28 protein-coding genes and 1 pseudogene are annotated in these 25,676 nt (G+C 38.5%); 20 read left to right on the forward strand and 9 right to left on the reverse strand.

What is annotated here, in order from left to right:
* Positions 1-35: 35 nt before the first annotated feature.
* The 3 genes and pseudogenes from BANVL01_RS28155 to BANVL01_RS06280 all read left to right on the forward strand — a co-directional run.
* A pseudogene (locus BANVL01_RS28155) lies at positions 36-201 on the forward strand (CAP domain-containing protein); the annotation flags it as partial.
* Between the two features lie 235 nt (positions 202-436).
* The gene (locus BANVL01_RS06275) at positions 437-1,171 is read left to right on the forward strand and encodes an AzlC family ABC transporter permease (RefSeq protein WP_066096105.1); all 735 of its coding nucleotides are present in this window, start codon (positions 437-439) and stop codon (positions 1,169-1,171) included.
* Positions 1,162-1,488: an AzlD domain-containing protein gene (locus BANVL01_RS06280; RefSeq protein ID WP_066083193.1), complete on the forward strand. Its 327-nt coding sequence runs from the start codon at positions 1,162-1,164 to the stop codon at positions 1,486-1,488. Before BANVL01_RS06275 ends, BANVL01_RS06280 begins: the two co-directional genes overlap by 10 nt.
* Before the next feature lie 43 nt (positions 1,489-1,531).
* Here the strand turns inward: BANVL01_RS06280 and BANVL01_RS06285 are convergent, their stop codons facing one another.
* Positions 1,532-2,005: a divergent PAP2 family protein gene (locus tag BANVL01_RS06285; RefSeq protein WP_066083195.1), complete on the reverse strand. Its 474-nt coding sequence runs from the start codon at positions 2,003-2,005 to the stop codon at positions 1,532-1,534.
* A 329-nt stretch (positions 2,006-2,334) separates the two neighbouring features.
* Positions 2,335-2,652 (reverse strand): YtxH domain-containing protein, encoded by a 318-nt coding sequence (locus BANVL01_RS06290; protein WP_066083197.1) that lies wholly within the window; start codon positions 2,650-2,652, stop codon positions 2,335-2,337.
* Between the two features lie 182 nt (positions 2,653-2,834).
* On the opposite strand from BANVL01_RS06290, the gene BANVL01_RS26595 reads away from it, so the two are divergent.
* The 3 genes from BANVL01_RS26595 (at position 2,835) to BANVL01_RS06300 (ending at position 4,328) form a co-directional block, all read left to right on the forward strand.
* Positions 2,835-2,999, forward strand: a complete 165-nt coding sequence (locus BANVL01_RS26595) for a DUF1328 family protein (protein WP_024028879.1) — start codon at positions 2,835-2,837, stop codon at positions 2,997-2,999.
* A 74-nt stretch (positions 3,000-3,073) separates the two neighbouring features.
* Positions 3,074-3,427: a sigma factor-like helix-turn-helix DNA-binding protein gene (locus BANVL01_RS06295; protein ID WP_235845504.1), complete on the forward strand. Its 354-nt coding sequence runs from the start codon at positions 3,074-3,076 to the stop codon at positions 3,425-3,427.
* Between the two features lie 133 nt (positions 3,428-3,560).
* The gene (locus BANVL01_RS06300; RefSeq protein ID WP_066083200.1) at positions 3,561-4,328 is read left to right on the forward strand and encodes a hypothetical protein; all 768 of its coding nucleotides are present in this window, start codon (positions 3,561-3,563) and stop codon (positions 4,326-4,328) included.
* A gap of 22 nt (positions 4,329-4,350) precedes the next feature.
* On the opposite strand, the gene BANVL01_RS06305 is transcribed toward BANVL01_RS06300, so the two are convergent.
* Positions 4,351-4,875 carry a cupin domain-containing protein gene (locus tag BANVL01_RS06305; protein WP_066083201.1) on the reverse strand — a complete coding sequence of 175 codons (525 nt, stop codon included), beginning with the start codon at positions 4,873-4,875 and terminating at the stop codon, positions 4,351-4,353.
* A gap of 237 nt (positions 4,876-5,112) precedes the next feature.
* On the opposite strand from BANVL01_RS06305, the gene BANVL01_RS06310 reads away from it, so the two are divergent.
* Both BANVL01_RS06310 and BANVL01_RS06315 read left to right on the forward strand, forming a co-directional pair.
* Positions 5,113-5,643: a hypothetical protein gene (locus BANVL01_RS06310; protein ID WP_066083202.1), complete on the forward strand. Its 531-nt coding sequence runs from the start codon at positions 5,113-5,115 to the stop codon at positions 5,641-5,643.
* Positions 5,644-6,030: 387 nt separating this feature from the next.
* Positions 6,031-7,278: a cation:dicarboxylate symporter family transporter gene (locus tag BANVL01_RS06315; protein WP_066083203.1), complete on the forward strand. Its 1,248-nt coding sequence runs from the start codon at positions 6,031-6,033 to the stop codon at positions 7,276-7,278.
* A gap of 105 nt (positions 7,279-7,383) precedes the next feature.
* On the opposite strand, the gene BANVL01_RS06320 is transcribed toward BANVL01_RS06315, so the two are convergent.
* Genes BANVL01_RS06320 through BANVL01_RS06330 form a run of 3 tightly spaced genes read right to left on the reverse strand, consistent with a single transcriptional unit; the run spans position 7,384 to position 11,018 of the window.
* The gene (locus BANVL01_RS06320) at positions 7,384-8,730 is read right to left on the reverse strand and encodes a GntP family permease (RefSeq protein ID WP_066083204.1); all 1,347 of its coding nucleotides are present in this window, start codon (positions 8,728-8,730) and stop codon (positions 7,384-7,386) included.
* An 18-nt stretch (positions 8,731-8,748) separates the two neighbouring features.
* Positions 8,749-10,293 carry a gluconokinase gene (gntK, locus tag BANVL01_RS06325; RefSeq protein WP_066083205.1) on the reverse strand — a complete coding sequence of 515 codons (1,545 nt, stop codon included), beginning with the start codon at positions 10,291-10,293 and terminating at the stop codon, positions 8,749-8,751.
* Entirely contained in the window at positions 10,290-11,018 is a 729-nt protein-coding gene (locus BANVL01_RS06330) for a GntR family transcriptional regulator (protein WP_066083206.1), read from the reverse strand. The genes gntK and BANVL01_RS06330 overlap by 4 nt, the downstream gene beginning before the upstream one ends.
* Before the next feature lie 198 nt (positions 11,019-11,216).
* On the opposite strand from BANVL01_RS06330, the gene BANVL01_RS06335 reads away from it, so the two are divergent.
* The 4 genes from BANVL01_RS06335 (at position 11,217) to BANVL01_RS06350 (ending at position 14,810) form a co-directional block, all read left to right on the forward strand.
* A complete protein-coding gene (locus BANVL01_RS06335) occupies positions 11,217-11,930 on the forward strand; it encodes an MOSC domain-containing protein (RefSeq protein ID WP_066083207.1) in 714 nt (237 codons plus the stop codon).
* Between the two features lie 457 nt (positions 11,931-12,387).
* The gene (locus tag BANVL01_RS06340) at positions 12,388-13,215 is read left to right on the forward strand and encodes a GNAT family N-acetyltransferase (protein ID WP_066083208.1); all 828 of its coding nucleotides are present in this window, start codon (positions 12,388-12,390) and stop codon (positions 13,213-13,215) included.
* Between the two features lie 5 nt (positions 13,216-13,220).
* Positions 13,221-13,895, forward strand: a complete 675-nt coding sequence (locus tag BANVL01_RS06345) for an alpha/beta family hydrolase (protein WP_066083209.1) — start codon at positions 13,221-13,223, stop codon at positions 13,893-13,895.
* Between the two features lie 60 nt (positions 13,896-13,955).
* Positions 13,956-14,810, forward strand: a complete 855-nt coding sequence (locus BANVL01_RS06350; protein ID WP_169803140.1) for a DUF4362 domain-containing protein — start codon at positions 13,956-13,958, stop codon at positions 14,808-14,810.
* Between the two features lie 17 nt (positions 14,811-14,827).
* Here BANVL01_RS06350 and BANVL01_RS28160 read toward each other — a convergent pair whose 3' ends face one another.
* Positions 14,828-15,211: a hypothetical protein gene (locus BANVL01_RS28160; RefSeq protein ID WP_235845493.1), complete on the reverse strand. Its 384-nt coding sequence runs from the start codon at positions 15,209-15,211 to the stop codon at positions 14,828-14,830.
* A gap of 611 nt (positions 15,212-15,822) precedes the next feature.
* Between BANVL01_RS28160 and BANVL01_RS06365 the strand changes: the two genes are divergently transcribed.
* The 5 genes from BANVL01_RS06365 (at position 15,823) to BANVL01_RS06385 (ending at position 20,122) form a co-directional block, all read left to right on the forward strand.
* On the forward strand, positions 15,823-16,842 hold the full coding sequence (locus tag BANVL01_RS06365) for a DUF3231 family protein (protein ID WP_082804887.1): 1,020 nt from the start codon (positions 15,823-15,825) through the stop codon (positions 16,840-16,842).
* Between the two features lie 193 nt (positions 16,843-17,035).
* Positions 17,036-17,392, forward strand: a complete 357-nt coding sequence (locus BANVL01_RS06370; RefSeq protein WP_066083213.1) for a PadR family transcriptional regulator — start codon at positions 17,036-17,038, stop codon at positions 17,390-17,392.
* On the forward strand, positions 17,385-18,062 hold the full coding sequence (locus tag BANVL01_RS06375; protein WP_066083214.1) for a permease prefix domain 1-containing protein: 678 nt from the start codon (positions 17,385-17,387) through the stop codon (positions 18,060-18,062). The genes BANVL01_RS06370 and BANVL01_RS06375 overlap by 8 nt, the downstream gene beginning before the upstream one ends.
* On the forward strand, positions 18,055-18,612 hold the full coding sequence (locus tag BANVL01_RS06380; protein ID WP_066083215.1) for a DUF4825 domain-containing protein: 558 nt from the start codon (positions 18,055-18,057) through the stop codon (positions 18,610-18,612). The genes BANVL01_RS06375 and BANVL01_RS06380 overlap by 8 nt, the downstream gene beginning before the upstream one ends.
* A 199-nt stretch (positions 18,613-18,811) precedes the next feature.
* Complete coding sequence (locus BANVL01_RS06385) at positions 18,812-20,122, forward strand: VTT domain-containing protein (RefSeq protein ID WP_082804888.1); 1,311 nt, start codon at positions 18,812-18,814, stop codon at positions 20,120-20,122.
* 139 nt (positions 20,123-20,261) lie between these two features.
* Here BANVL01_RS06385 and mprF read toward each other — a convergent pair whose 3' ends face one another.
* Both mprF and BANVL01_RS26600 read right to left on the reverse strand, forming a co-directional pair.
* Positions 20,262-22,805 (reverse strand): bifunctional lysylphosphatidylglycerol flippase/synthetase MprF, encoded by a 2,544-nt coding sequence (gene mprF / locus BANVL01_RS06390; protein WP_066083216.1) that lies wholly within the window; start codon positions 22,803-22,805, stop codon positions 20,262-20,264.
* Positions 22,806-22,972: 167 nt separating this feature from the next.
* Positions 22,973-23,209 carry a YwrJ family protein gene (locus BANVL01_RS26600; protein WP_488262278.1) on the reverse strand — a complete coding sequence of 79 codons (237 nt, stop codon included), beginning with the start codon at positions 23,207-23,209 and terminating at the stop codon, positions 22,973-22,975.
* 85 nt (positions 23,210-23,294) lie between these two features.
* On the opposite strand from BANVL01_RS26600, the gene BANVL01_RS06395 reads away from it, so the two are divergent.
* The 3 genes from BANVL01_RS06395 (at position 23,295) to lepB (ending at position 25,608) form a co-directional block, all read left to right on the forward strand.
* Positions 23,295-23,801: a GNAT family N-acetyltransferase gene (locus tag BANVL01_RS06395; protein WP_082804889.1), complete on the forward strand. Its 507-nt coding sequence runs from the start codon at positions 23,295-23,297 to the stop codon at positions 23,799-23,801.
* A gap of 144 nt (positions 23,802-23,945) precedes the next feature.
* Entirely contained in the window at positions 23,946-24,455 is a 510-nt protein-coding gene (locus tag BANVL01_RS06400; protein ID WP_066083218.1) for an RNA polymerase sigma factor, read from the forward strand.
* Positions 24,445-25,608: a signal peptidase I gene (gene lepB / locus BANVL01_RS06405; protein ID WP_066083219.1), complete on the forward strand. Its 1,164-nt coding sequence runs from the start codon at positions 24,445-24,447 to the stop codon at positions 25,606-25,608. The genes BANVL01_RS06400 and lepB overlap by 11 nt, the downstream gene beginning before the upstream one ends.
* The last annotated feature ends 68 nt before the right edge of the window (positions 25,609-25,676 follow it).

The raw sequence follows: 25,676 nt of genomic DNA on the forward strand, positions 1-25,676 counted from the left end.
TGTCATCACCCGTAATTGCATTAAACTGTTGCTATGCCGGTGAAAATATTGCCATGGGACAACGGTCTCCTGAAGAAGTTGTCAAGGCATGGATGAATAGTGAAGGGTCTCAAGAACATTCTAAATCCGAACTATAATTATATAGGCGTTGGTTATGTGTCACAAGGTAATTATTGGACGCGGGAGTTTATTTGGAAATAATGTATTAGTAAAAGCTGCCGGCATCGCAGGCAGCTTTTTTTGGTTCAAAATAGCACTTTTGTGTTGTTGAAAAATATTGAATATTTCATTAGTTAGTATTATAATAACCACTAATTGTCTCAGAGGAAAATGAGTAAGTATTATTTGTTAATTTTTCACTAATGGATGAACCACCATGACCTGTTCCATGTGGTTACAGGAAATCCGTTTAAATAATGACAAAAGAGGGGATATGATGAGCCTTTCCAATGCTCAAAGTGAATCCGTAATCCATCCAAGTGACGAAGATTCCTTTATCCAAGGTGTAAAGGATTGTATCCCGACACTGTTGGGTTACTTAAGTATCGGCTTTGCTGCCGGTGTTGTTGAAAAGACGGCAGGCCTTAGCATTGCTGAGATTGCCCTGATAAGCTTCGTTCTTTATGCCGGTTCGGCTCAATTTATTGCAGCGGGTATGATTGCCGTTAATAGTTCTGCAACTGCGATTATTATTACTATTTTCTTTGTCAACGTGCGTCATATCTTACTTAGCGCTGCCCTTTCACCCTATTTTCGCCATCTTTCTCCGCTTAAAAATATGCTCATCGGATCACTGCTTACGGATGAAACCTTTGGTGTGGCTATTAATAAGGCGGCACAAAAGCGAAACATAAGCGAGAAATGGATGCACGGGCTAAATATTACCGCTTGGTTAAACTGGGTGATTGCCAATTTAGCAGGTGCCTATTTTGGTAATTGGATTTCCAATCCTGAAAAATTCGGCTTAGATTATGCGTTGCCAGCGATGTTTATTGGGCTTTTGGTCCTTTCGGTGTTAAGCCGGAAAAAAATCAAACTGGATATTTTTGTGGCCATCATCGCAGTCATCATCGCTGTTGGAATTAGTTCGATGTTTTCGAGCAGTCTCGGCGTGATTACGGCTACAATTATTGCCTCAACGATAGGGATGGTGTTGGAAAAATGGAAGTAAGAGGGGCCATTCTATTAATCATTTTGGGAACAGCACTTGTCACATTTATTCCCAGGGTCCTGCCGCTGATGGTGCTTAGCCGCTTTGAACTACCGGAATGGGCGACACGATGGTTAAGTTTTATCCCCATTTCTGTAATGGCTGCTTTGGTGGGCCAGGAGATTTTCATGGCTGATGGGAAACTTGCGCTATCAACTGGAAACGTTGAAATTCTAGCAGCTATCCCTACGTTTTTGGTTGCGATTAAGACACGTAGTTTATTAGCCACGGTACTGTCAGGCATTATCTCCTTAATGGTTTTACGATATTTGCTATAGGAAAAATACTTTAAAAAGGGCGGACAGTGACTGGCACTGTTCGCTATGAAAACGGATAAACCTGATAAGTTAAAACACCAACGATAATTCCTGTAATCGCGCCAAAAAAAACTTCTGCTGGTTGATGCCCTAATAATTCTTTTAGCTTTTCTCTCGACTCTGTTTTCTTTAAATTCGGGTCTTTTAAGGTTTCAATGAGTAGATTGAAATCTGCTAACAACTTATTTAAAACTTCTGCATGGTAGCCCGCGTGTCTTCGAACCCCGGTAGCATCATGCATGACAATAAGGGAAACGACGACACAAATGGCAAATTCATTTGAATAAAGTCCAGTCGTTAATCCAATCGCTGTCGTTAAGGAAATAATGGTAGCTGTATGTGAACTCGGCATGCCGCCGGTACTAAACATCAGATTCCATTTTAATTCCCCGGTTGTTACATAGTGGATGGGGATTTTTACAAATTGGGCAATTAACATTCCTAAAAGCGCTGCTAAAATGGGATAGGATAAAAACATCTCGGGCCTCCTAATAATTGTATGTCCTTAGAATATGCCATAAAAAACAAAATGATGAAAATGATTAAAGTTGACTGGTGGATCCTTGTTAAAATTAAAACCTTTTTTGGTATTGAATATATTATCTGGTATCAGACCCGGGATTGTAAATGAGGAAATAATAATTGATATTGGAACAGGCCATGATTTGTTTGAATAAAAGTGAAAGTTAACGTAAAGGGTCCTAGGTGGACATGCAGAGCTTGAAATAATGGGAAAAGTCCACGTAGATAGTTCCTACGTGGACTTTTTGAGCTGAAAAGAGCGAGCAGTTACAATCTCAACCCACCTCAGCTGCTTTTGTCACGAATATCGTCTTTGACGTCATGGAGCGTATCCGCAATCACTTGTTTTCCTTCATTGGCCTTATCTGAAAGCTCAGAAGCATGTTTGCCGATACTGCTTGCAACGTCCTGGGCCTTCTCTTTAACAACCGCGGATAATTGGCTTGTTTTTTCATTAAGGGATTTATACGTTTTTGATAGATCTTCCCTCAACATTGTGCCAGACTTCTGAGTTAATAAAGACGAAGCTGCTGCCCCGATCACCCCGCCGATTAACAATCCTAACAAAAGTCCGCTTTTATTCGTTTCTGCTGTTTCACTCAAGAAGAACACTCCTTTGTCACTATTATTTTAATCCTAGTTAGGTAAGTACCCGTATTTTCTACGTTTAAAACAATATGAATAGGAGGAATTGGAAATTGAGACAGGTTTTATCAAAGAATTAACTGGGTAATAAATAACAAACGGAGGCAAATCAAAAATATTCCAGAAGGTAAGGTAAACACATGTTAAAAGCAGCTATTTTGTTTCTTATTATTGCTATTATCGCAGGGATTTTTGGATTTTTTGGAATTGTATCGGCAGCGGTGGGCATTGCCAAAATCCTATTCGTAATCTTCTTGATTTTGTTTGTAGTATCGCTCATATTTGGCAGACGAAAAAGCTACTAACAACCGGTTTTATCAGAGAACTTATAGGCACAATGTAGAAATCCAATCATTGAAAAAAGGAGAGAGTTAAGGTGATGAAGAATCATGAAACACGTTCTCCCAAGCGAAGGGGCTGGCAATATTGGCGTGTCACTTCACTTGATGCTCCGCTATACAATGAAGAGGGATTTGCTCTGTTGGATGTGATTGGGAAGGAAGATAAGGAATATCATGTGATTGAGACACGTTTAGACTTGTCCCAAGCCTGGTCACAGCTCAATGAGATGGAAAAATGGATTGTTTATTTAATTTTTGTCGAAGGGGAGTCCCAGCGAACCGCTGCCTATCGATTAGCGATGTCACAGATTACAGTAAGTCGAACGCTGAAACTTGCCTTGGAGAAGTTAAAACAAGCGCTATTTCAGCCATTGTCCTCATATTATCATTAAACTTTAAAACCGGCGGGCCGCACATGGATATCTGCCGGTTTTAAAGTTTTTATAGTACAATAAATAATAATAAGGCTACCGGGAATTTTCAAAAAAGCGGTGAGAGCAGGGCACCAGAAGAAGGGGGATTAGTATGAGTAACATTCCTGTTGGGGTATGGATAAGTTTGGAAACTTTGATTGTATGTTTAGGGGTATGGCGAGTAATTCAATTTATCAAAGCATATAAAAATACAGAGCAAAGCCTGCCAACAGTAGAGAAAATCGAGGCGATGGTAAATAGCCAAATCAAGAATAAAGTGCTTGCTGCGTTTCTTACACGAGATTTTTTGACCATTTACTATCTTTTTTCACCATCAAATAAAAGAGAGCCCGAACAAGGAACTGCCTTTACACTTCATAAAAAAATCGGCTACGGCGGGATTATGTTTGGGTTTCTCTTTGTTTTAGTTTTAGAAGCGGGTGGTGTCTCGTACTTCCTACATAGTTGGAGTACAGTCATAGCCTGGATCCACTTGGCGCTTTCGTTGTATTTGATTATTTTTCTTATCAGTGATTATAAAGCAATCAAACGGAATCCTGTCCTTTTATCACCCGAAAAACTCCACATTCGCTTGGGCTTGCGGTTAAAAGCGCAAATTTACTTACATAATATCGATAGTATTAAAGCTGGGAAAATAAATTTTGAAAAAGATAAAAAGAAAAAAGATGTCTGGAATCTCACTTTATTTGGATTCGAAGACCCGGATTTTGAGATTACCCTCAAAGAACCGCTCTTGTTAAGAGATGGTGTTGGAAGAGATTGTTTGATCATTAAAATATATCTAACGCTTGACGAGAAGGAGGAATTTTTGGCACAAGTTAAACTCCTTAAGGAGAAAGTGGAAGTTGTTGGAATCTAAAGCTTGAGGCTGCTGCGAGACCTCAAGCTTTAGGCAGTTCCTTGTATGCCAACTTCATAATAATATCCTTATGCTGCGGATACTTCGACAAAAGATCATCCTGGGTAAATAATTCGAAGTCTTGGAATTCAAACCCTGGAGATACCATGCAGCCTACTAGCGAACATGTATCTTTTTCAAGAACGGATGATCCAAAAATTGAATTTTTAGGAACTAACGCCTGTGGAACTTCTCCCGCTTCAAGATTCATACCTAATTTTATTTCTTCATATTCTCCATTTTCATGAATTATATGAACGGTCAGTGAGCTTCCAGCGTGATAATACCACAATTCATCCGACTTTAGACGATGAAAGTGTGACACATTATCGGATGTTAATAAAAAGTAAATACTCGTGTAAAGCTTTCGCAGACCTTCGAAATTTACTGTTAACTCTTTGTCGGAAATCTGCTCGCCAGAGGAAAAAGTACTTTTGTAATAGCCACCTTCAGGATGCGGAACAAGTCCGAGCTTTGCCACCCACGATTCCAATTCATTTATATGCATGAGGAAAATTCCTTTCTTGATAAAGCTTCAGCAGATTCGCCACTGATTTTCTCATTATGGTCACATTGCCAAATGAAGCCAATAGCACTTGCCCCCTTAGATAGTATCTCATTTGTCACCTCGCAGCAATCATACAAGCGATTTAATATTGACATTTTTCTGACTTTTCACTAAAATATATTTGAGTAAAATAAATTTTAGTAAAAAATAATTTATCAAAAAGGGTGGGGAATGTGAATGAGCCTTTTGGATATTTACTTACAAAGAAATGGAAAGAAACGCTATGATGTATTCAAAGAAACGGGAATCAGTCAGCAAATGCTTTCAAGTGTAAACAAAAAAAGTGTCAGCAGTTATTCGGTGAAAACCATTCAAGCAATTGCTAAAACAGTTGGAAAAAGTGAGGGGATGGTGCTTGACGAATTATTACAGCTCGAAAAGGAAAAGACTATCTTTGAAGTTTATAATGCTGAAGAATTATTATTAGCCTTTGATAATAAGGAGTCGTTTATCGTTATTAAGGGAGACTATAAAATTAAAATCGAAGAATTAGCTAAATCACAGCTTTCTGATACAGAAACATTGGGATTAGAATTAGGTTCTGCTGGAGCGGTGACCATCTTAGCAGAAGGATTTTATCAATTAGCCAATTTATTTAGTAAAAAAGATGATGAACAAAAGAAAATTGAAAGCCAATTTCGCAAATACAAAATTAAGAAAATCAATGAAAGTGAGTTGCTTTTGTCTTTACGGCAATTAGATTATTAAAGTGGTAATCCAGATTGCTTGGAACCATCATACGGGCAGGGGCTCATCCATAAATAAAATGGAATAGCCCCTGCTTTTTTATCTGGATCTTTATTTCGTTAGATTCACCAAGTTGAGGGTAAGCAAAAATTACTATTTTCCTTATTGATCAAATATGTTATTCTAAAAAAATAACCTAAAAAATCAAACGTTTGATTAAATGGTGTTAGAGTCTTGAAAAATCAGATTTATTAAACAAGAACCTAAACAAAATGAACTATTTTCCACTAAGATTTTTATTTTTAAAATAGCGAATCTTAATAAAGATGAATGTGGAATAGTTTACGGCATCTAAGTTGATTGTTCATTTTTAACAACTTTTATATATTTTAAAAAGGGGAAGTGCAAATGAAGAAGATTAGTTTAGCGTGGCAGATTTTTATTGGACTGGCTCTCGGTATAATTGTCGGTGCGGTATTTTATGGAAATCCGCATGTAGCAAGTTACCTCCAGCCAATTGGAGATATCTTCATTCGATTAATAAAAATGATTGTTGTTCCAATCGTTATTTCCAGCCTTATTGTCGGAGTTGCTGGGGTCGGTGATATGAAGTCATTGGGAAAGCTTGGCGGGAAAACCCTGCTTTATTTTGAAATCATTACCACAGTCGCCATCATTGTTGGCCTTCTTGCCGGAAACGTATTTCAGCCAGGTGCCGGAGTAGACCGATCTAAACTGACAAAAACGGATATAAATAGTTACGTCCATACCGCGGAACAAACAGAGTCACATTCGATGATTGACACAGTTGTGAATATAGTTCCTACCAATATCATTCAGTCATTAGCAAATGGCGATATGCTAGCCATCATTTTCTTTTCCATTATGTTTGGATTAGGTGTGGCGGCGATTGGTGAGAAAGGACTGCCGATTCTAAATTTCTTTAGAGGAACGGCCGATGCGATGTTCTATGTCACAAACCAAATCATGAAGCTTGCACCATTTGGTGTTTTTGCTTTAATTGGTGTAACTGTTTCAAAATTTGGTATCTCTTCGTTAATTCCGCTCGGAAAACTGGTCCTTGTCGTATATGGATCGATGATTTTCTTCATTTTAGTCGTTCTTGGATTAACGGCCAAAATTGTCGGGTTTAATATTTTTAAGCTCATACGCTATTTAAAAGACGAATTAATTTTAGGTTATACAACCGCAAGTTCAGAGACCGTCCTTCCAAAAATTATGGAAAAAATGGAGAAGATCGGTTGTCCGAAGGCGATTACATCCTTTGTCATTCCAACGGGGTATTCCTTTAATCTTGATGGATCAACCTTATACCAAGCAATAGCAGCATTGTTCATAGCGCAAATGTATGGAATTCATTTGACTATCGGGCATCAAATCACGTTAGTTCTTGTTTTGATGCTAACTTCCAAAGGGATTGCCGGAGTTCCGGGCGTATCATTTGTGGTGCTTCTTGCCACATTAGGAAGTGTCGGGATTCCTGTAGAAGGACTTGCTTTTATTGCTGGAATTGACCGGATTCTTGACATGGCACGTACTTGTGTAAACATTGTGGGCAATTCCTTGGCAGCGATTGTCATTACAAAATGGGAAGGCCACAAGCTTAATGATTATCATGAACAAAAAGCAGCCTAATATTACGACACAAAACACCTTGCGCATGCAAGGTGTTTTTAACATTGTTTGAGGGGGGGGGCTAAAAACCCAGCAGCGAGTGCCCCGCTGCTGGGTTGCTTTACCTTATACGAATAAACTTAATAATAGAACAAATCCTAATCCAGCTACTGAAATAATCGTCTCAAGTAAGGTCCAGGTTGCGAATGTTTCTTTCATGCTTAAACCGAAATACTCTTTAAACATCCAGAATCCAGCATCATTCACGTGTGAGGCTATTAAACTACCAGCCCCAGTAGCAAGTACGACTAATGCCAGGTTAACATCGGACTGGCCTAACATTGGGATAACCATACCAGCAGTTGTTAGAGCCGCAACGGTAGCGGACCCTAAGGAAATCCGTAAAATAGCAGCGATGATCCAGGCAAGTAAAATTGGTGAGATGTTAGTCCCTTTAAATAATTCTGCGACATAGTCACCTACACCGCCATTAATTAATACTTGTTTGAAGGCACCGCCTCCGCCGATGATTAACAGCATCATCCCGATGTGTGAGATAGCTGTTGAACAAGAATCCATTACTGATTTAATCGGAATATTTCTTGCTAATCCCATTGTATAAATAGCAACTAATAAAGAGATGACCATGGCAGGGGATGCGCCACCAACAAAACGAATAATGGCTAATAACGTATTATCTGCAAATCCGATTGTTTTTTGCAGTAAAGTAATAATGGTAGCAATCGACATTAAAATAACAGGAAGCATTGCGGTAAACACACTGATTCCAAACCCCGGAGTATCTTCAAGTTTAAATGACTTTTGTTCACCTAAAGAAGCGATATCACCAGTTTTTGTAAATGATGCCGGCACTAATTTTTTAGCAAGCTTTGTAAATAAAGGTCCAGCAATTATGACAGTTGGAACAGCGATAATAAAACCATAAAGCAATACTTGACCAAGATCTGCACCAAATTCACCTGCAATGGTGGTTGGTCCCGGATGCGGCGGCAAGAAACCGTGGGTCACAGATAAAGCTGCTCCCATTGGAATACCGAGATAGAGAATAGAAACTTTTAATTGTTTAGAAATGGCAAATACGATTGGTATTAATAAAACGAGTCCTACTTCAAAGAATAAAGCGATTCCAATGATGAACGAAGCAGCTACGACAGCCCATTGAATATTTTTTTCGCCAAATTTGTTAACCAGAGTCATCGCAATTCGCTGCGCGCCTCCTGAATCTGCAACTAATTTACCCAGCATCGCACCAAGTCCGAAGATAAGTGCGATATGACCAAGTGTCCCGCCTAATCCAGCTTCTATCGTTGAAATGACTTCGTCTAACTTCATTCCAAGTGCGATTGCCACCCCGAATGAGACAATGATAAGTGAAACAAAGGTGTTTAATTTGAACCCCATGATTAAAACTAGTAATGCTAAAATTCCAATCGCTACAATAACTAATGGCATGATAATTCCCCCAATAATTTATATATTTTTATTTAGTAAGCTTCTTTGATAGTTGGCGATCATTGTATAATCTTCTTCTAATACTCTTGATAAATTAATAAAGATTGGCACTAATTGTCTATATTCCTTTGCTGCATCTTCCTTCGGAGTATGTTTGTGAGTGCTGCCAATCATTTCCGAAGCTACATCAAAGGACTCAATTTTTCCTAATGCATATAGACCCAAAATACAAGCGCCCAAACACGAACTCTCATAGCTTTCCGGAACGACTACTTCAGATTCAAAAATATCAGACATCATTTGACGCCATACCTCTGATCTAGCGAAGCCTCCAGTGGCTTGAATACGGGTAACAGGGCCATCCATGCTCTCAATTAATGCCAGGAACACCGTGTATAAATTGTAAATGACGCCTTCTAAGGCTGCTCGAATCATGTGTTCTTTCTTATGCGCCAGCGTTAGTCCAAAAAATGAGCCTCGTACGTCCGGATTCCATAATGGTGCACGCTCACCTGCCAGGTATGGATGGAATAGTAATCCATCGGCGCCAGGTCTTACGCGTTCTGCGATCTTGGTTAATACTTCATATGGATCAATTCCAAGTCTTTTCGCGGTTTCTACCTCTGAAGCTGCGAATTCGTCTCGAATCCAGCGAAGGACCATTCCACCGTTGTTGACAGGACCGCCAATGACCCAATGCTTTTCCGATAATGCATAACAGAATAATCGTCCTTTTTCGTCTGTTTGCGGTTGGTCAATAATGGTTCGAATCGCACCGCTTGTCCCAATTGTGACTGCGACCTCGCCTTTCTTAATCGCATTCACACCTAAATTGGAGAGTACACCATCACTTGCGCCAATGACAAAGGGAGTTTGTGGATCAATCCCCATTTGTTTCGCTAATTCAGGATGGCAGTTTTTAAAAATCGCGGTTGTTGGTACCAGTTTTGATAATTGGTCACGTGTTACACCCGCAATTTCTAATGCTTCTCCATCCCAATCCAAGCCTTTTAGATTCATCATCCCCATCGAAGAAGCAAGAGAATAATCGACCACATATTGATTAAAGAATTTTTTAAAGATATATTCTTTAATTCCAATATATTTTTTTGTTTTGGCGGCTATTTCAGGACGTTCATTCACAATCCAGGCAATCTTGCTTAATGGTGACATGGGGTGAATCGGTGTCCCCGTTCGTTTATAGACTTCATGACCATTCAATTCATCTTTTATTTTGTGGGCCCATGCCTCACTGCGATTATCTGCCCAGGTGATACAGGGTGTCAGCGGCTGGTCATTTTCATCAACGGCAATGACACTATGCATCGCACTACTAAATGAAATGAATGATATTTCTTTTTGAGAATGTTGTTTCATTATTTTCGAAATCGCTTGTACGACAGCTTGAAAAATCTCTTCTGGATCCTGTTCAGCTGTCGAAATATCAGGTGTGTAAAGGGGGTAACCGATATTCTCTTGTTGAATGACGTCGCCTTTTTCAGTAAATAAAACGGCTTTCGTACTTGTTGTACCGATGTCTACACCTAACATATTGCTGGTCATTTTTCCGGGTCTACTCCTTTAGATAGCATTTGTTGAGACAGCCAAAGGTCTTCTACTTTCCCTTGAACATCATCAAAGTTTTGATGTAGTGATTGAATCATCAAGTCTCTATTTTTTGTATCTATCGCTTCAATATAGAGCTGATGATTTTTCACAATCCGTGCAAAGTCATCGTATTTTTCTTCGAAACGGTTGCGCATCGATAAAAGAATGAGAGCTTCCATAACGGGTTTTACATTATTCCAGATCATCATGATGTAGGAATGATTAATCGTCCGAATAATCGTTTCATGGAATAAGACATCTTGATAGGAAAACTCATCGGGATCCTGATATTTGATGGCGACTTTCATCATTTCGAGTATTTTGCTTAGTTCCCTTACTACCCCTTTCGTGTCTATTTTTACAAGCCGTTCAAAGACAAAGGTTTCGATAAGTAAACGAACATCATAAATTTCCTCTATTTCTTTCTCCTTTAAACCAATGACAACGGCACCCATTCTTTCCAAGCGAATCAAATTTTCAGATGCCAAAACTTTTAATGCTTCACGAATCGGTGACCTGCTTACCTCGAAATCGGCAGCCAATTTATTTTCTGATAAAATGGTTCCGCTTTCAATCCTGCCAGAAATAATCTGCATTCTAAGCTCGCAGGTGACACGATCACCGGTGGAGGCCTTTGAAAGCCACTTTTGTGGATAAAGTAATTCCGTCGATTCTGTCATTTAACCACCTTCCTAAATTAAACTAGGATACTTGTATACAAGTATTATAAAACAGATTTTTGAAAATGCAACCGCTTTTATAAAATTTATTATTTCTAAAAAACAATAGCTAATGATAAATTGTGGTACCCAAGAAGGGATGTTTATCCTTTTTGCCGAATTAAATTAAATCGGTGTGATTTTATAGGAGGAAATAAAATGGATTTCTTATTAAAACAAGTATTTGTTGGTTTACCAAAAACAATCGGAAACAGAGAAGCGGTAAATCCAATGGAGCGTGAATGGACTAGCGCGATTTTTAAAGAGCCTGTCGAAGGACAAGTCTGGGTCGGCAAAACGGGTTTAGCTGGCGACGGACAAGGTGATTTGAAACATCACGGCGGACCAGAAAAGGCAGTTTTCGCCTATTCGTTTGAAAATTATCGATACTGGCAATCAGAATTAGGTATTTCAGAGATAACATCCGGCGGCATGGGTGAAAATTTGGTCATGGCCAATGTAAATGAAGAAACAATTGCGATTGGTGATACCTTTCAAATTGGCGAGGCGGTTATTCAAGTTTCACAGCCTAGACAGCCATGCTGGAAGCCGGCGCGCCGATTTAAAGTAAAGAATTTAGCGCTGTTATTACAAAATACCGGAAGGACCGGCTGGTATTTCCGGGTTTTAAAAGAGGGGTATGTGGGGGCGGGTCAAACTTTTTCCCTTGTGGAACGGCCATTTCCACAGTGGACCATCGAAAAATGTAATCAAATTATTCATGCTAGACAGCAAAATTTTGTGGAAATGCACGAGCTTGCTTGTTGTGAATTGCTTGCACCAGGCATGAGAGAAACTTTAGAAAAGCGAATTGAGAAACGAGCCCCTGGTGGCCCGGATATCCGCGACCGGGTTTTTGGGCCGAATGAATAAAATAGGATCTTTGAAGTGCGCGGCCAGTGAGTGGGAAAAAGAGCCGTCGCGGTCGCAAAACATTGCCCGTAGGGTGGGAAAAAATTAGAAGACGGGTACTGTGACATTTCGGTATTTTAAAATTGGTTCTGTTATTACTCATTGTTGAGTTTCGTGTAGGAATGAGAATTAATAGGCGGAGAATTTCCGGCTAATGTAGACAGAGGAAGCTAAAGAAGCAGATATAAGCGGAGAATTTCCGATTGACTGCTCTAAATAAGGCAAAATCCAACGATTTGGATAAAATAAACGGAAAAACTTCCTTTATTTTTAAGGAAATATGGGTTTTTCCCAATTTAAACGGAATTTTCCCGTTTATTTTTCAAACACAGTGAAATCAACATTCAGTAAGTAATAAAGCTTTTAGGATAAAAAGTACCAGAAAAAATAAGTTATTTTCCCCTAGGAGGAAGCGAATATGTTTTCAATACTTGTCTCAAATGATGAGGCAATTGCCCAAGGTAGTGTCTTTGAATCTGACGAGGTACAATTCAATCTGTTTCATCGAATCACTGAAGGCAGTAATATTTTATCCTGCAAAACGCAAGATGGAAAAATGATTTTTGCGCAAACACCGGGGCATAGCGGCTGGTTGTGGATTTCAAAAGGGGTGACGGCCGAGGAACGGGATAACCTTACTCAAGAATTGGTCAACCATCTTAATGGGGCTCCGCTACCAGGGGTAACCGGCGAACCCGAGACTGCCAAAATGTTTGCGGACATTTTTTCAAAAAAGAATCATCTTCAATACGAAACCGAAATGGTAATGGAAGCCTATTATTGTCCAAAAGTAATCAAGCCGGCAAATGTTCCAGGTAAAATCCAAGCAGCAAAGTTGCAGGATGCGGATACCGTCGCAGAATATCTAGCAGGATTCTTAAGAGATGCTTTTGGGACAGCTGTTGAACCGAATACCCAGGCAGCCAAGGCGGAGACCATGTTACAAACAGGAAATCTATATCTTTGGATTGTTGATGGTCAGCCAGTTTCGATGGCGAATATTTCTCATCGCTCTCCAAGACATGCACGGATTAATTCAGTATTTACACCGATGTCACATCGAAAAAAGGGCTACGCAAGTGCGCTAGTAGCAGAGCTATGTCGAATCATTGAATCTGAGAAACTAGTTCCGATGCTGTATGCAGACTTTAAAAATCCTGACTCCAATAAGGTTTATCAAAATATCGGCTTTTTAGAAAGTGGCAAAATTGCGGAATTCAAATTTACAGGCTCCCCAAAGAGGTGAAACAAATGTATCAAATTACGGAAGGCCAAGTTGAAAGAAATGAACAATCCACCATCCCTTATACGTGGATTCGCGGTGAACAACCAAATAAAAGCATTTGCATCATGCTGCCAGGACTAGGTTATTCTACGGAGCGGCCGCTGTTTCATTATGCAACTGGAGTATGTTTGAATCAAAATGTGGATGTTCTACATATCAATTACAACTTTAGAAAAAATCAACATTTTAAAAAACTTAACAATCAAGAGCAAGATAGTTGGATGTACGACGATGTGAAGGCGGTTGTCGCGGAGGTTCTGAAAGCTACCAAATATGAACAGTGTATTGTGTTAAGCAAATCGATTGGCACGATTCCGATGGCTAATGAATGGAAGCAACGGAATTTCATCAAAAATGCGATCGGAATTTGGTTAACTCCGCTTTTGAAAATTGACGCTGTATATGATGCGCTATTGAAAACTCAGCTGCCTTCCCTTTGTGTAATCGGGGATGAAGACCATCATTATCTTGAAGAACAGATTTCTTCCCTGAAAAAAAATGAACATGTCAGTACGGTCGTCATTCCCACGGCTGACCATGGATTAGAAATAAAAGGGGATACGTTAGCGTCCATTGATGCTGCAAAGGAAGTTTTCAAGCACATTCATGATTTTATCACTAAAAATAAAATCAAAGAATAAAGAGTTAAGAAACCTTTCCAGCATTAACTCGTCTTTTTCTATAAAGGGATGTGTATGCTTGTGTTTAAAAAAATAACCTCAATTGTTTTAATCACGTTATTGACTGTTTTTATATCCGGCTGCGGATTAGATAAAGGTGTTGCCGGTGACCAGCCTACTAACAGCGGGCAAAATAAAAAACCTGCCAGTAACGAAGTTAAAGAAATTCACGGCATGATGGAAAATATCGAACGGTTAAATCTATTTGTTGAACATGTACAATCTGGTAAAGACGATAAGGTAAGGCTTACCCGATATACGGATGAAGGCGATCCTATTTATCACGACTTAGCTAATCATGATTCAAAACTAACCATACAAATAGATACCACCGAAGATAAATTTGGTCAAGGGGAAGTAACCACCTATGTCTGTAAAGGTATTCAGAAGCAAGAATCGGAGACAGAAACAAAATACATTCTTGAACAATGCCCGGATTTCACTGACCTATTAACCATTTCCTATGATGTCGACAAAGAGGATTATTTTGCCTTTGAGTTAAAATATGGGGTAGGAAAGCAAAACGTCATCGACACAAAAGGACAAAAGTTAATTAAAGATTTACAGAATGGGGAAACCGTTACTGTTAGCGACTTTCAATTTTCAAAAAGTGAAATGAACGCCATTTATAAACGGATGATTTTTTCCAATTACCTTGGAGAGAAAAAGCTATCAAAGGAATGTAATCAGAAGCCGTATAAAGGCTATGAAATGAACGTTTGGATTAATAGCGGAGAACAGCATTTTGAATGGTCGGAATGTGATAAGAGTAATGATGGTCAGGAAATGAACGAGTTAGTTGCTAACATCCTTGAAATCTTGAGGAAAAATTCGACTTATCAAACACTGCCAGAAGTTAAAGCTCAGTATGAATAGAGGAAGGAAAGATGGCCCTATAAGCGGTCATCTTCCCATGCCCTGTCATCGTCTTTAATATTGTACTTTTCTTTTAACGCTTGTTCTTCTTGACTTCGTGTCTCCGTACTTTTTAAGGGTTCTTTTCGGCTCTTATTTTTAATTTCCAGTTGACTCGCCTCCAAGGTTTGATCAAAAAAGCCTAAAGCATATTTAACTCCTTCTTGAATATCATTTGTTTCGTAGGCATCTAAGTCCTCATGAGTAACCAATAATTTAACGCCTTCCAATTCGTACCCGCTGTCTAAATCGATATCCAAAAGTACTTCAAAACCTTCAGCATGTTCCATGACTTCAATAATGTTAAACGTTTGAATAGCTGTACCCGTTTCATACTCAATGGATTCCAGAAAATCTGACAAAATTAACACCGCCTTTGTTCCAATGGTAACCTCTCATAGTTTAACCGCAGCAGCTTCTGATATTCCACTTTAGCGATATTTACGGGTACTGTATGTTAGAGAATAATGTTGTTCCGTCTTCTTAAATAAACAATACAAAATATTATGAAAGCGATAACATTTCGCGTTGTTAAATGGTATAATTAACCATGGGGCCTCATGATTTTTTTTACATCCTGCACGACTTATTAAAATCATGGAAGGGGAAGAGAGGAATGACTGAAAATATTTTAAAATTCCTAGAAAAAAAGGGTATCGTTATACGCGAACACCAGATTCAACCTTTAATGGCACAGTTGGATAACTTCCGATTATTAACAAATAATTTCATTCCCATAAAGCTTGCCGGTAATAACGTGGAGCAAAAACACGTGCCGTATGAGCATAGGTACGAACAAAGAACGTGCCACCGAATCCACTAGAGAACTATCTGCATTTTCCCGATATAAACACCAGGTTTTTCCCTAAAGAATGGCTGCCTATGGTAGTCTTTTTCTTTTAATGGTTACGTTGAATGATCAATCGAGAATATTCCGAAGTAAAGTAAGACAACCTATGGAAAAAACAGCGAGGTGCTTGGGTTGAACTCCCTCCATAAACCGAAATTGACTTCTGCAGAGATTGCTGCTTTATGGACACAGTATTTAAACGAAACTGCTGGACTTTGCTTTCACAAACACATGTTGGAACACCTAGAGGATGTGGACATTAGAGAAATTTTTGAATTGGCAATTTCGCTAGGCACCCAACATCAGGAGAAAATTAAAGAGTTTCTTGTGAGTGAAGGTTTTCCAGTTCCAATCGGCTTTACAAACGATGACATGAATTCTAACAGTCCACGGCTATTTTCAGATGTATTGTGTTTACATTATATAAATATCATGTCCATCCATGGCTGTCATGGGTACAGCGCGGCAGTCACAACCTGTTCACGACAGGACGTTCGTGATTATTTTAGGGGCTGTAACATATCTGCAGTTGAATTATGTAATCGAACCAAGAATACCTTGCTAGAAAAAGGCTTATACTTTCGCCCTCCAGCAGTTTTACCTCCAGAAAAACCGGATTTTGTCAAAGACGAAAAATTTTTAGCGGGATGGTTTGGTGAAAAAAGACCCTTAAGCTGTATTGAGATAACTGATATCTATTTTAATATGAAAAAAAGCATCCTGACAAAAACTCTCACAGTTGCCTTTAGTCAAGTGGCCAATTCTAAGAAAGTTTGTGACTTTTTTTTAAAAGCGATGAATACGAAAAACAGTCATGTCCAAATGTTTCTTGACCTATTGAATAATGAAAACCTGCCGGCAGCACCTATGTTAGATGCGGAAATCACCAATTCTACCACTTCTCCGTTTTCGGAAAAGCTGATGATGTTTCAAGTTGGATTCTTATTCTCCACTGCGATGGTTTATTACGGAACCGGATGGGCGTCATCACCTAGAAGAGACTTGACTCCAAAATATATGCTGGCGATTTCAGGAGATTTGAAAATCGGAAACGATTGGTTGGATTTGATGATTGACAACGGCTGGTTAGAGCAGCCGCCTTTAGCTGAAGATCGTAAAGAATTAGCGATGATGAAAAAATGAGGGGAACTACCACTGGGTTTATGCTGTATCAGGTGGATTAAATTTAATAACAAATAAAGAAGAACTTGGCCACCCCGAGTTCTTTTTTCAGTTTTGTACAATATAACAAAATCGTTTAAATTTTTTTCACCCTATTACTTCAACATACATAGTAATATGTGTTACAATATACAACAACAGAGGAGGTTATTTTATGCAGGCAGAGACTCCAATAAGCAGCGACCTTATTCGCGGCCACATTGATACGATGATTCTTCGTGTGTTGAGTGAAGGTGATAACTATGGATATGAAATTATTAAATCGATATTTGAACAAAGCAATGGAAAATTTGAACTAAAAGAACCTTCACTCTATACGAGCTTAAAAAGGCTTGAAAAACAAAAACTGATTTTCGCCTATTGGGGTGACGAAAGTCAAGGTGGCAGACGAAAGTATTATAAAATCACCCCCAGTGGTGAAGGGGCTTATGAACAAGCAATTGAGGCATGGGCGGCCGCGAAGGAACTGATTGATCAGCTAATTATAAGGGGAGGGAAAAGCAATGAATGAACTAAGAAAATATGTCGATCACTTGTTCCGAAAATATAAAAACCATCGTGGTGTTAGCGACCTGAAGGATGAGATTTTAGGAAATTTGGAAGCGAAGGTATCTCATTTAATGGCAGAAGGATTGAATGAACGCGAGGCGATTGCCAAAGCCAAAAACAGTATTACAAAAATTGATGACTTAATTGATGATAATATCCCCGTCTGGATTAATCAGTTTCGCTTTAAAGCGTTTCAAATCACATATATTTATATCCTTATCGCTTGGATTGTGACGATTCCGTTTTCTCTTTTAAGTATGGGTCTTTTGTTGAATTACAGCTTGTTTTTCGTGTGTTTGGTCCTAGGAATCTTCTATTTACTTTTAGCTAAAAATGTTAAAAGGAATGAGAAGAAAATTGCGGAATTGAATCTAGCAGCCTTTACGAGGGCAAAGAAAATCACTTGGCTGCTCTGGCTCCTATTTATTATTGTTATTTGGGGGTATTTATCAGCGATATTATTTGGCAGCAATATCTGGTTTTCAAGACCGGTTCACATCGATGGACCTTATCAGTTTGGAATATTGATTGCCCGGTATGCCCTTCCATTTATTTCAATTGTTATACCACTAATTGTGACTACTAGCATGAAAATGATTAAACACTTCGAAGTGAGGGATTTTCATGAATAAACTGGGGAAACTGATTGCTGCATTGCTTGTCGTGGGGATAGGGCTATTTATTGTTGTACAGTTTATTATCATTCCAAAGCAGAATGCGGCTGCCGAACAATATGTCATTGACCAAAGAAGACCGCTTACACATGATTTAGAAAATATTATCCCCTATCGTTTTCTCTATATGGGCAATGCCGGCAACATGATCAACTTATTTAACCATTTACCGCTGAACGAGGTTGAAAAGGACTTTGAACTTAAATCTGAAGCCTTTACGTTAATAGTAAATTATCACCAATCAGTTTCGGAAATTGGCACCAACCTTGTCAATCAGTCGCTTATTTACAACTCAACAGCTGCCTTTGCGCTGATTGGGAACTTGGAAAAAATCGAATACAACTTCCCGGACCAATCTTTTGAAGTCAAAAGGGAGAGGATCAAAAGTTTATATGATGATTTTAGTCAATTAATTAAAAGTAACCGCGTCTGGAATCAACAAGTTCGTAATCCGTTAAAAGACAAAGATTATACAGATAAATCTATCGAATCCATTCTAAAGAAATAGCAGAGGAGCTAACTGGTGTCAGGCACCATGATTAACATGGTAAAAATCCGGGGTCCCACATGGGCTCCCGGATTTTTCGATTAACCGATAATGCTGGCTATCAGATATGTTGGATTTGATTAAGCCAATCTATACAACGGTATTGTTAATTGAAAAATGGAAAATACTTTAAATACAATAATTAAAGTGAGGGCTGTCTGTGGGTGTGATTAAATCTTATATGGATCAATATGGATATGTATTGTTATTGATTGCGCTTATGCTTGAACTGTTAGCACTCCCACTGCCGGGTGAGCTCATTATGAGTTACACTGGGTTTCTTGTCTACCAAGGACATCTGGGATGGTTCACAAGTATTTTCGTTGCTGGTGTGGGAAGTTCAATTGGAATGACGATTGCTTATTGGATTGGTTTAAAATTTGGTACTGTTTTTTTTGAAAAATACGGTAGGAAATTCCATCTGGGCCCAGAACGATTGGAGAACACCTCAAAATGGTTTAGTAAGTATGGGAACAAATTGCTAATCATTGCCTATTTTATCCCCGGAGTAAGACATTTCACTGGCTATTTTTCAGGGATTACACATCTTAAATTTCGTACATACGCTTTATATGCCTATAGTGGTGCATTTATTTGGGTAGCCACTTTTATTTCGCTAGGTAAAGTACTTGGACCAAAATGGGATCAATTCCATGCATCCATTAAAAAGTATTTATTAATTGGTATCATAATCGCTTTGTTCATTTTGGTCATTGTGTATGTATACCGCAGGAAGAAAGAACAAATTAAAGGTGCAGCAATTTTAGGGATTAATAGAATGATGAAATTATTGAAGTCAAGAAAAAGAACAGGGATATTTATTGTGTGCACTGTTGTCATCACACTTGTGTTAAGTATCCTGATGATCGAAGTCATTCAAAGTTTGTTGAACAATGAGTTTCAAGAATTCGATGAAACAATGACCTATTTGGTTCCGGCAACTTTTGGTCAAGAATGGACTCCTTTCATGCAGATATTCTCTTTCATGGGTAATTCTAAAGTCCTATTTATTATATGTGCTTGTTCATTTTTGTGGATTATCTGGAAAGGAAGGAACAAAGTACTTGAATCAATAGCATGGCTTTTGATTATTTCAGGTGGAGAATTATATGAAGAAAGCTTGATAAGGCTATTTCACAGCTTGACTCTACCCGAGCAAACTTCGGCTGCGCGCTTGTTTCATAAATTTCCAAGCGAGCAGCCGCTAATGGCATTTGTCATCTATGGCTTTGCTGTCTTTGTGTTCGTGCGTCACACCCATAATGTTCGGGTTCACTCAGCCGCCGCCGCAGGGACACTTCTTTTATTACTTCTTATAGCAGTCAGCCGTATCTTCTTGAGTGTTCAAGATCCTAGCGATATCCTAGTCGAATATATATTTGGCGGAGTTTGGTTAAGTTTAAATATCCTTGTGTTAGAAATGTTTCGTTTGCTGCGGATTGTCCATATCGATGTTAAAACAAATAAATAGATAGATGACACTAAAAAAACTCCCCATAAGTTCCATACAAAACACCCTTGGTCGCCTTCCGGGCAGCCACCATCTACCCAAGTACAGTTTTCATGCAAAAAGAAAGATTGGCTCAAAAAAAGCCAATCTTTCTTTCCGTCTATCCGTCTCCAGTTTTTCTTTTCTTGCCAATTAATAAAGTGATTTGTGCCATAGTGATCGGCAAAGAAGTTTTCTTTCGATGAGCTAAGTATTTTGGGAGCCACATATCGGCATATTTATCTTTGAATTTTCTTAAACCTTGAAATGAATAGAAAAATTGCCCATGTAAAAAAATTTGCGAAGCCACTTTTTCACTTAAAAACGAAAATCTTGACAGCCCCACATTCGATAAAGGCGCCATTCCAATATGAAAGTATTTATATCCTTGTTCTTTTGCCCATTCAAATAATGAAAGAAAAACAAAGTCCATCGTTCCGTTTGGCGCATCCTTCTCGAAGCGCATTAAGTCCAGAGAAATCGTTTGTTTTTGATCATACACTGGCAACATGCTTACAAATCCAAGGATATCCGTTCCATTTGCTTTAACAACGGCTATTTCAGCTTTATCGAGGTAATCCACATCAAAAAAACCGAGGGAAAAACCTTTTTCCGTTCTTCCTTGAAGCCATTCATCTGATATGGCCCTAAGCTCAGTCATGAAATCTGCATGAAAGGGAGGGTTTAGAATCTCAAACTGATAATTCTCCCGTTCAAACTTGTTTTTTACTGCCCTAGCACCCTTCATTTTTTTTCCACTAAAAGAAAAGCTGTCTAAGTCAACATAAGCCTCTTCGCCTAGCTTGAAAAAGTCATAACCGTTTTCATGCAGATATGGGAGCATGTTCTCACTGACCTCGTAGAAAACAGGCGTATACCCATGAAAATCTGCTGTTTCTCGGAATTCTTCTATCGCAAGCGGCAATTCGTCGCGGTCTCCAACAGGGTCTCCAAGAACCACAAGCTTGTCTGCATATACTTGGTAGGCAAACATGACATTGTCTTTTTTATTCCAATAAATATATTTATCATGTAAAAAAATTAAATGGGTTAGGGCCGTCCCATTATATTGATTCAAATGGTCGACTATCTTTTCTTCCTGAGGTAGAGTTGTTTCCAGCCCCCATTTTTTATTCCGTCTAAACAAATAGCCAATGAAAAAAAGGATCAAGGCAATAAACAGGCCGATTAACGCACTCTTAAATAAATCATGATAGTCTTTAAGCAGATATGGTGATAGCTTTGGATTCACTTTAATTTCGGTGGAAGGCAAATTGAGATAGCCGATTAATAGAAACATCAAGGTAATCACGACAAACATACCGATATCAAAAATGGTTTTACCCCAGCTTAGAACAAATTGCACTCTGTAAAACCGCTTTTTAGAAATTATCAAGAGCACGACGACAATTAAAATATACAATGCCTCCTCATAATCAAACCCCTTTAAGAAGGTGAATAAGGCAGCAAAAATTAAAACGACAATCGAAAGGTGGTATGCCCTTTTTTCTTTGTACTGAATACCCCGTGATAAACCGAGCAGGATAAATCCAGTTGCAACAGAGAGCTGATGCGAGATATTCATTATCGGAAACGATAAAAACTCTTGGGCAATTTTTAACCTCCCGATAATTCCCGGAACTGCAGCCGAAAGAAGCAAAATAAGTCCTGACAGAAAGACCAAGAAAGTTAAAAGGATATGGCTAATCCTCACAAGGATAGCATCCGGTACATGGTTCCACGATTTATTCCACCTATTCCAAAAATGCTTGATGAATAGAACGATCCCCACTAAAAAGGGAATAATAAAATAGCCGATACGATAAAAGAGCAGTAGCATAACCACTTTCTCTTCCGGAACTCCCAAAGACTGAGTACCCCAAATGAAAACTAGGTCAAAGGAGCCAAAGCCGCCAGGAATCATACTAATGATACCGGCGCATGAAGCAACAATAAATACAGGAACAAGATCGTCAAAATCAATTGGAATACTCAAAAGCATACATAAAAGCCAAAAAACAAGAAAAATGGCAATCCATTCAAATAAAGAAACGAAGAGCAGCCTTAATGCTGTTCCCCAATCGAAAACGAAATCGGCCGCCTTTTTTCGTTGAATGAGAAAGACTATGAAAAAAATCGGCAGATATAAACTTACAGCTGTGATGGCCCCAAAAAGCCATTTTTTATCATGAAGGAGAGGGAAACCTCTATATCCAAATAGGACAACCCAGGCAAGCAAGGAGATACCGGTAAGAAAATAAAGAGAAACAGATGCAATGATCTTCAACAGTCGTTTCTTGTCTGTTTCGTATTCATGATAGAAATAGGTTCTTAGAGTAGCACCAGCCAAACCTCCAAACCCAATGAAGTTTGCAAAGGTATTCGCAATTAAGGACTTTTTCATCAGCTCTTTTAACGGTACTTTAATTCCTAATATTTTTGTTAACAATACATCGTAGAATAACATCGGGGAAATAGCACAAAAAGTAATCAATAGAATCAAGGCCAGTTTGGCAAAATGCAATTGACTAACTTCATGACGAAGCATTTGAACATTAACGTTTCCAGTGAATTTTTTAATTTCATAAACGGCCAGTGCTAACAGAATTATTGGAAAAATAATTTTTATGAATGTAATAATTTTTTCTTTATTTAACTGTTTCATTCGTATTCACCCATTTTCTCCTTGCAAGTTAGTATTGGACAATACTTTTAAAAGGAAGCTTTTATATATCGTATTTTGTTTTAAAAATACACAAATATGCGGATGGAAAAGATTACAGTTAAATGTTGTTGCAAAATTTACCATTCGTAAGGGGTTCTCAACATGTATTAAACAAATGACTCCGGTAAATGGATTGTATTAACATGGGCTAAATTCCGATAAACCGTTTCCCTTTCTGCCGTAATGAGAATGAGTTTGTTATTAAGAAGTTTTTGTAGTAAACCAATTTTTTCACTTTTATCGCCGCCGTCAATGACAACCATTTGACCCTCTATCTTTTTGCACTGCTCCTCAAAGGATCTGGCCAGTGGAATCGAGGTAACTTTAGCGAATTCTACAGGAATTTATATATTCAGACTTCCGTGTCTAATGGTAAAATAAATGGAATATGAAAGGGAAAAGCAAAAATGATAAACGAGGAGAATGATAATGGAAATTAGACTACTTGGTCCAGCAGATGCAGAAAGTTATTGGGCATTAAGATTAGAGGCATTACAACAAAATCCGGAAGCATTTTTAACAAGCTATGAGGAATCTGTAAAAAGGAAAAATCCAGTTGAACAGGTCGCCCAAAACTTTACAGCAGAAGGAAGCTATACATTTGGTGCATTTGATAATGGGGAACTTATCGGGATGGTCACCTTAGTTCAGGAGGAGCGGGCGAAAATCCAGCACCGGGCAAACATTTTTGCCATGTATGTCACGGCAAAGAAACAAGGGTTAGGTGTGGGAAAAGCATTGCTCACAGAAGCCATCATTAAAGCGAGAAGTATAGAAGGAATTGAAAAAATAAATTTAACTGTAACCGCAAGTAATCAAAAAGCTAAGAAGCTCTATACTCGATTAGGATTTAAAGCCTTTGGATTGGAAGAAAAGGCCCTTATCGTAAATGGCGTTTATTATGATGATGAATTTATGGTTCTGCATTTGAAATAGAGATTACAAAATGACAAGGTGAACACGAGGGCTTGGAATTCCAAGCTCGTTTTTTTGTTTAAAAATTTTCCACATTGTGCGATAAGTAAGTTTCCAGAGCGTCTAATATATAAGAATGATTTTTAACTGCAGGGAGTTGAAAAGTTGCGAAATAAAGATATTCTCGAATGGTTTGAATTATACAGTGATGATATATACCATTTCTTGATTTACCGGTTAGGTTCTACAGATGTGGAAGAACTTGTGCAAGAGGTTTTTATTAAAGCAATTAAAGCCATTGAAAGATATGAAGCAAATGCAAGTCCGAAAACATGGCTGTTTAGTATTGCACGTAATGTAGCAGTAGATGAACTTAGGCGAATAAGAAGAACCAGATTAAAAGAATTGTATCTTCAAGCAGGGAAGGAACCCCCAAGTAGTAAAACACCAGAGGAAATCCTCCAATTGAATGAGGAAAACAGGGACATATTCCTGGCGATTCAATCGCAAAAATCAAATTACCGAGATGTCCTCATCCTAAAAGGGATTAAGCAGCTGGCTGTTGCTGAAGTCTCCTTAATACTTGGGTGGAGTGAAAACAAGGTCCGTTCTACCTATCATCGTGCCCGAAATGCGTTATTAAAGGATTTAGGGGGCTATTTAAATGAGGAATAATGATACGGAAAAGATTGATATTAAACTAGCTTCACTGCCCAAACCCAGCTTGAATAATGATAGAAAACAGGAGATCAAACATACTCTGGCGGAAAAGATGTCAGAAGACCCTAAAGTCAAAAATCAAGCAAAAATAATGGATAAAGTGATTGTGAAAATGGCAGGTGCAGCCGCCATCGCACTGTTTTTGCTGTTAGCATTTATCCCTATGTTTCAAAATGAAGGATCCAATGAAAAAAATGGGATAACGAGAATAACGGATCATGACACAAAAGAGACCGAAGAAACTGTGATATCCAATGGCTTTAAGATTGTTAATCACCTGTACGATAATATGGATCGAGGACATCATGATTATCATGGTGAAGTTGTAGTGGACGAAAATGCATACGCCAAAAAGGCGCCAACCCGGGGGGATATTGTATATTATCAAACCCCTGAATTTACCTATGATAAAAATCAGGATTTGAATCCAAGTGAGTTTGAAATAGCAAGAATAGTTGGAATGCCTGGGGAAAAGATTGAAATAAAACATGGACAGGTTTATATCAATGGTGCATTGCTTGATACTTTTTACGGCAGGGAGTCTCATACAGGAAAATTGGTTAAAAACAGCAATGTTGAACTAAAAGAGGTCAAAATCCCCGAGGGGCATTATTTTATTCTTGGTGATAACTGGTGGCGAAGTATTGACAGTGCCATCTTTGGACCACTCAAGACTCAGTTGATTAAGGGAAAAGTATTAGGAGTAGAAAATGATACTGTCCCTTTTGAAAATAGCCAAGGTCATGTAAAAATTGATTTTGTAAAAACAGGTATGATTGATTTTCAAGTAAGTGCAGAGGGATTAAATCCAAATGAACAATATACTATTTCTCTTCATAATAACGGTGGCGGCGTAACCTTCGGACCAAAAGAAAACGTTAAAATCCAAGCGGGAGAAATAGTTGGAGAAGTTACCTTTCAACCAAATTCCGCAGGAGTTCTAGAGGTTTCCATGATGAACCCAGTGAGAATAGTAGAAGATAAAGGAGAAATAACAATTAATATCAAATCTGAAATGAAGATAAAGGAAATCATAACATCGGAACCATTCGAAATATTGATTGGAAAAGCAGATGACCTTGATATTACCGTTGATTTTAATAGTTAATGAGGGTGTCATAATGAGGGTGTCAGGCACCATGTGAAAAAATCTAATGGGTTCCGTTTCGAACTTGT

Source organism: Neobacillus novalis NBRC 102450 (genome assembly GCF_001591805.1).
GTDB lineage: Bacteria > Bacillota > Bacilli > Bacillales > Cytobacillaceae > Neobacillus > Neobacillus novalis.

Excerpts from the sequence above, each read along its gene's own strand:
- BANVL01_RS06305 (WP_066083201.1), bottom strand. The coding sequence starts at position 4,875 with ATGCATATAAATGAATTGGAATCGTGGGTGGCAAAGCTCGGACTTGTT.
- BANVL01_RS06380 (WP_066083215.1), top strand. The coding sequence starts at position 18,055 with ATGAATAAACTGGGGAAACTGATTGCTGCATTGCTTGTCGTGGGGATA.
- gntK (WP_066083205.1), bottom strand. The coding sequence starts at position 10,293 with ATGACCAGCAATATGTTAGGTGTAGACATCGGTACAACAAGTACGAAA.
- BANVL01_RS06345 (WP_066083209.1), top strand. The coding sequence starts at position 13,221 with ATGTATCAAATTACGGAAGGCCAAGTTGAAAGAAATGAACAATCCACC.
- BANVL01_RS06320 (WP_066083204.1), bottom strand. The coding sequence starts at position 8,730 with ATGCCATTAGTTATTGTAGCGATTGGAATTTTAGCATTACTAGTTTTA.
- BANVL01_RS06300 (WP_066083200.1), top strand. The coding sequence starts at position 3,561 with ATGAGTAACATTCCTGTTGGGGTATGGATAAGTTTGGAAACTTTGATT.
- BANVL01_RS06395 (WP_082804889.1), top strand. The coding sequence starts at position 23,295 with ATGGAAATTAGACTACTTGGTCCAGCAGATGCAGAAAGTTATTGGGCA.
- BANVL01_RS06295 (WP_235845504.1), top strand. The coding sequence starts at position 3,074 with ATGAAGAATCATGAAACACGTTCTCCCAAGCGAAGGGGCTGGCAATAT.
- BANVL01_RS06340 (WP_066083208.1), top strand. The coding sequence starts at position 12,388 with ATGTTTTCAATACTTGTCTCAAATGATGAGGCAATTGCCCAAGGTAGT.
- BANVL01_RS06280 (WP_066083193.1), top strand. The coding sequence starts at position 1,162 with ATGGAAGTAAGAGGGGCCATTCTATTAATCATTTTGGGAACAGCACTT.
- BANVL01_RS06370 (WP_066083213.1), top strand. The coding sequence starts at position 17,036 with ATGCAGGCAGAGACTCCAATAAGCAGCGACCTTATTCGCGGCCACATT.
- BANVL01_RS06310 (WP_066083202.1), top strand. The coding sequence starts at position 5,113 with ATGAGCCTTTTGGATATTTACTTACAAAGAAATGGAAAGAAACGCTAT.
- BANVL01_RS06285 (WP_066083195.1), bottom strand. The coding sequence starts at position 2,005 with ATGTTTTTATCCTATCCCATTTTAGCAGCGCTTTTAGGAATGTTAATT.
- BANVL01_RS06315 (WP_066083203.1), top strand. The coding sequence starts at position 6,031 with ATGAAGAAGATTAGTTTAGCGTGGCAGATTTTTATTGGACTGGCTCTC.
- mprF (WP_066083216.1), bottom strand. The coding sequence starts at position 22,805 with ATGAAACAGTTAAATAAAGAAAAAATTATTACATTCATAAAAATTATT.
- BANVL01_RS06275 (WP_066096105.1), top strand. The coding sequence starts at position 437 with ATGAGCCTTTCCAATGCTCAAAGTGAATCCGTAATCCATCCAAGTGAC.
- BANVL01_RS06335 (WP_066083207.1), top strand. The coding sequence starts at position 11,217 with ATGGATTTCTTATTAAAACAAGTATTTGTTGGTTTACCAAAAACAATC.
- BANVL01_RS26595 (WP_024028879.1), top strand. The coding sequence starts at position 2,835 with ATGTTAAAAGCAGCTATTTTGTTTCTTATTATTGCTATTATCGCAGGG.
- BANVL01_RS06330 (WP_066083206.1), bottom strand. The coding sequence starts at position 11,018 with ATGACAGAATCGACGGAATTACTTTATCCACAAAAGTGGCTTTCAAAG.
- lepB (WP_066083219.1), top strand. The coding sequence starts at position 24,445 with ATGAGGAATAATGATACGGAAAAGATTGATATTAAACTAGCTTCACTG.
- BANVL01_RS06375 (WP_066083214.1), top strand. The coding sequence starts at position 17,385 with ATGAATGAACTAAGAAAATATGTCGATCACTTGTTCCGAAAATATAAA.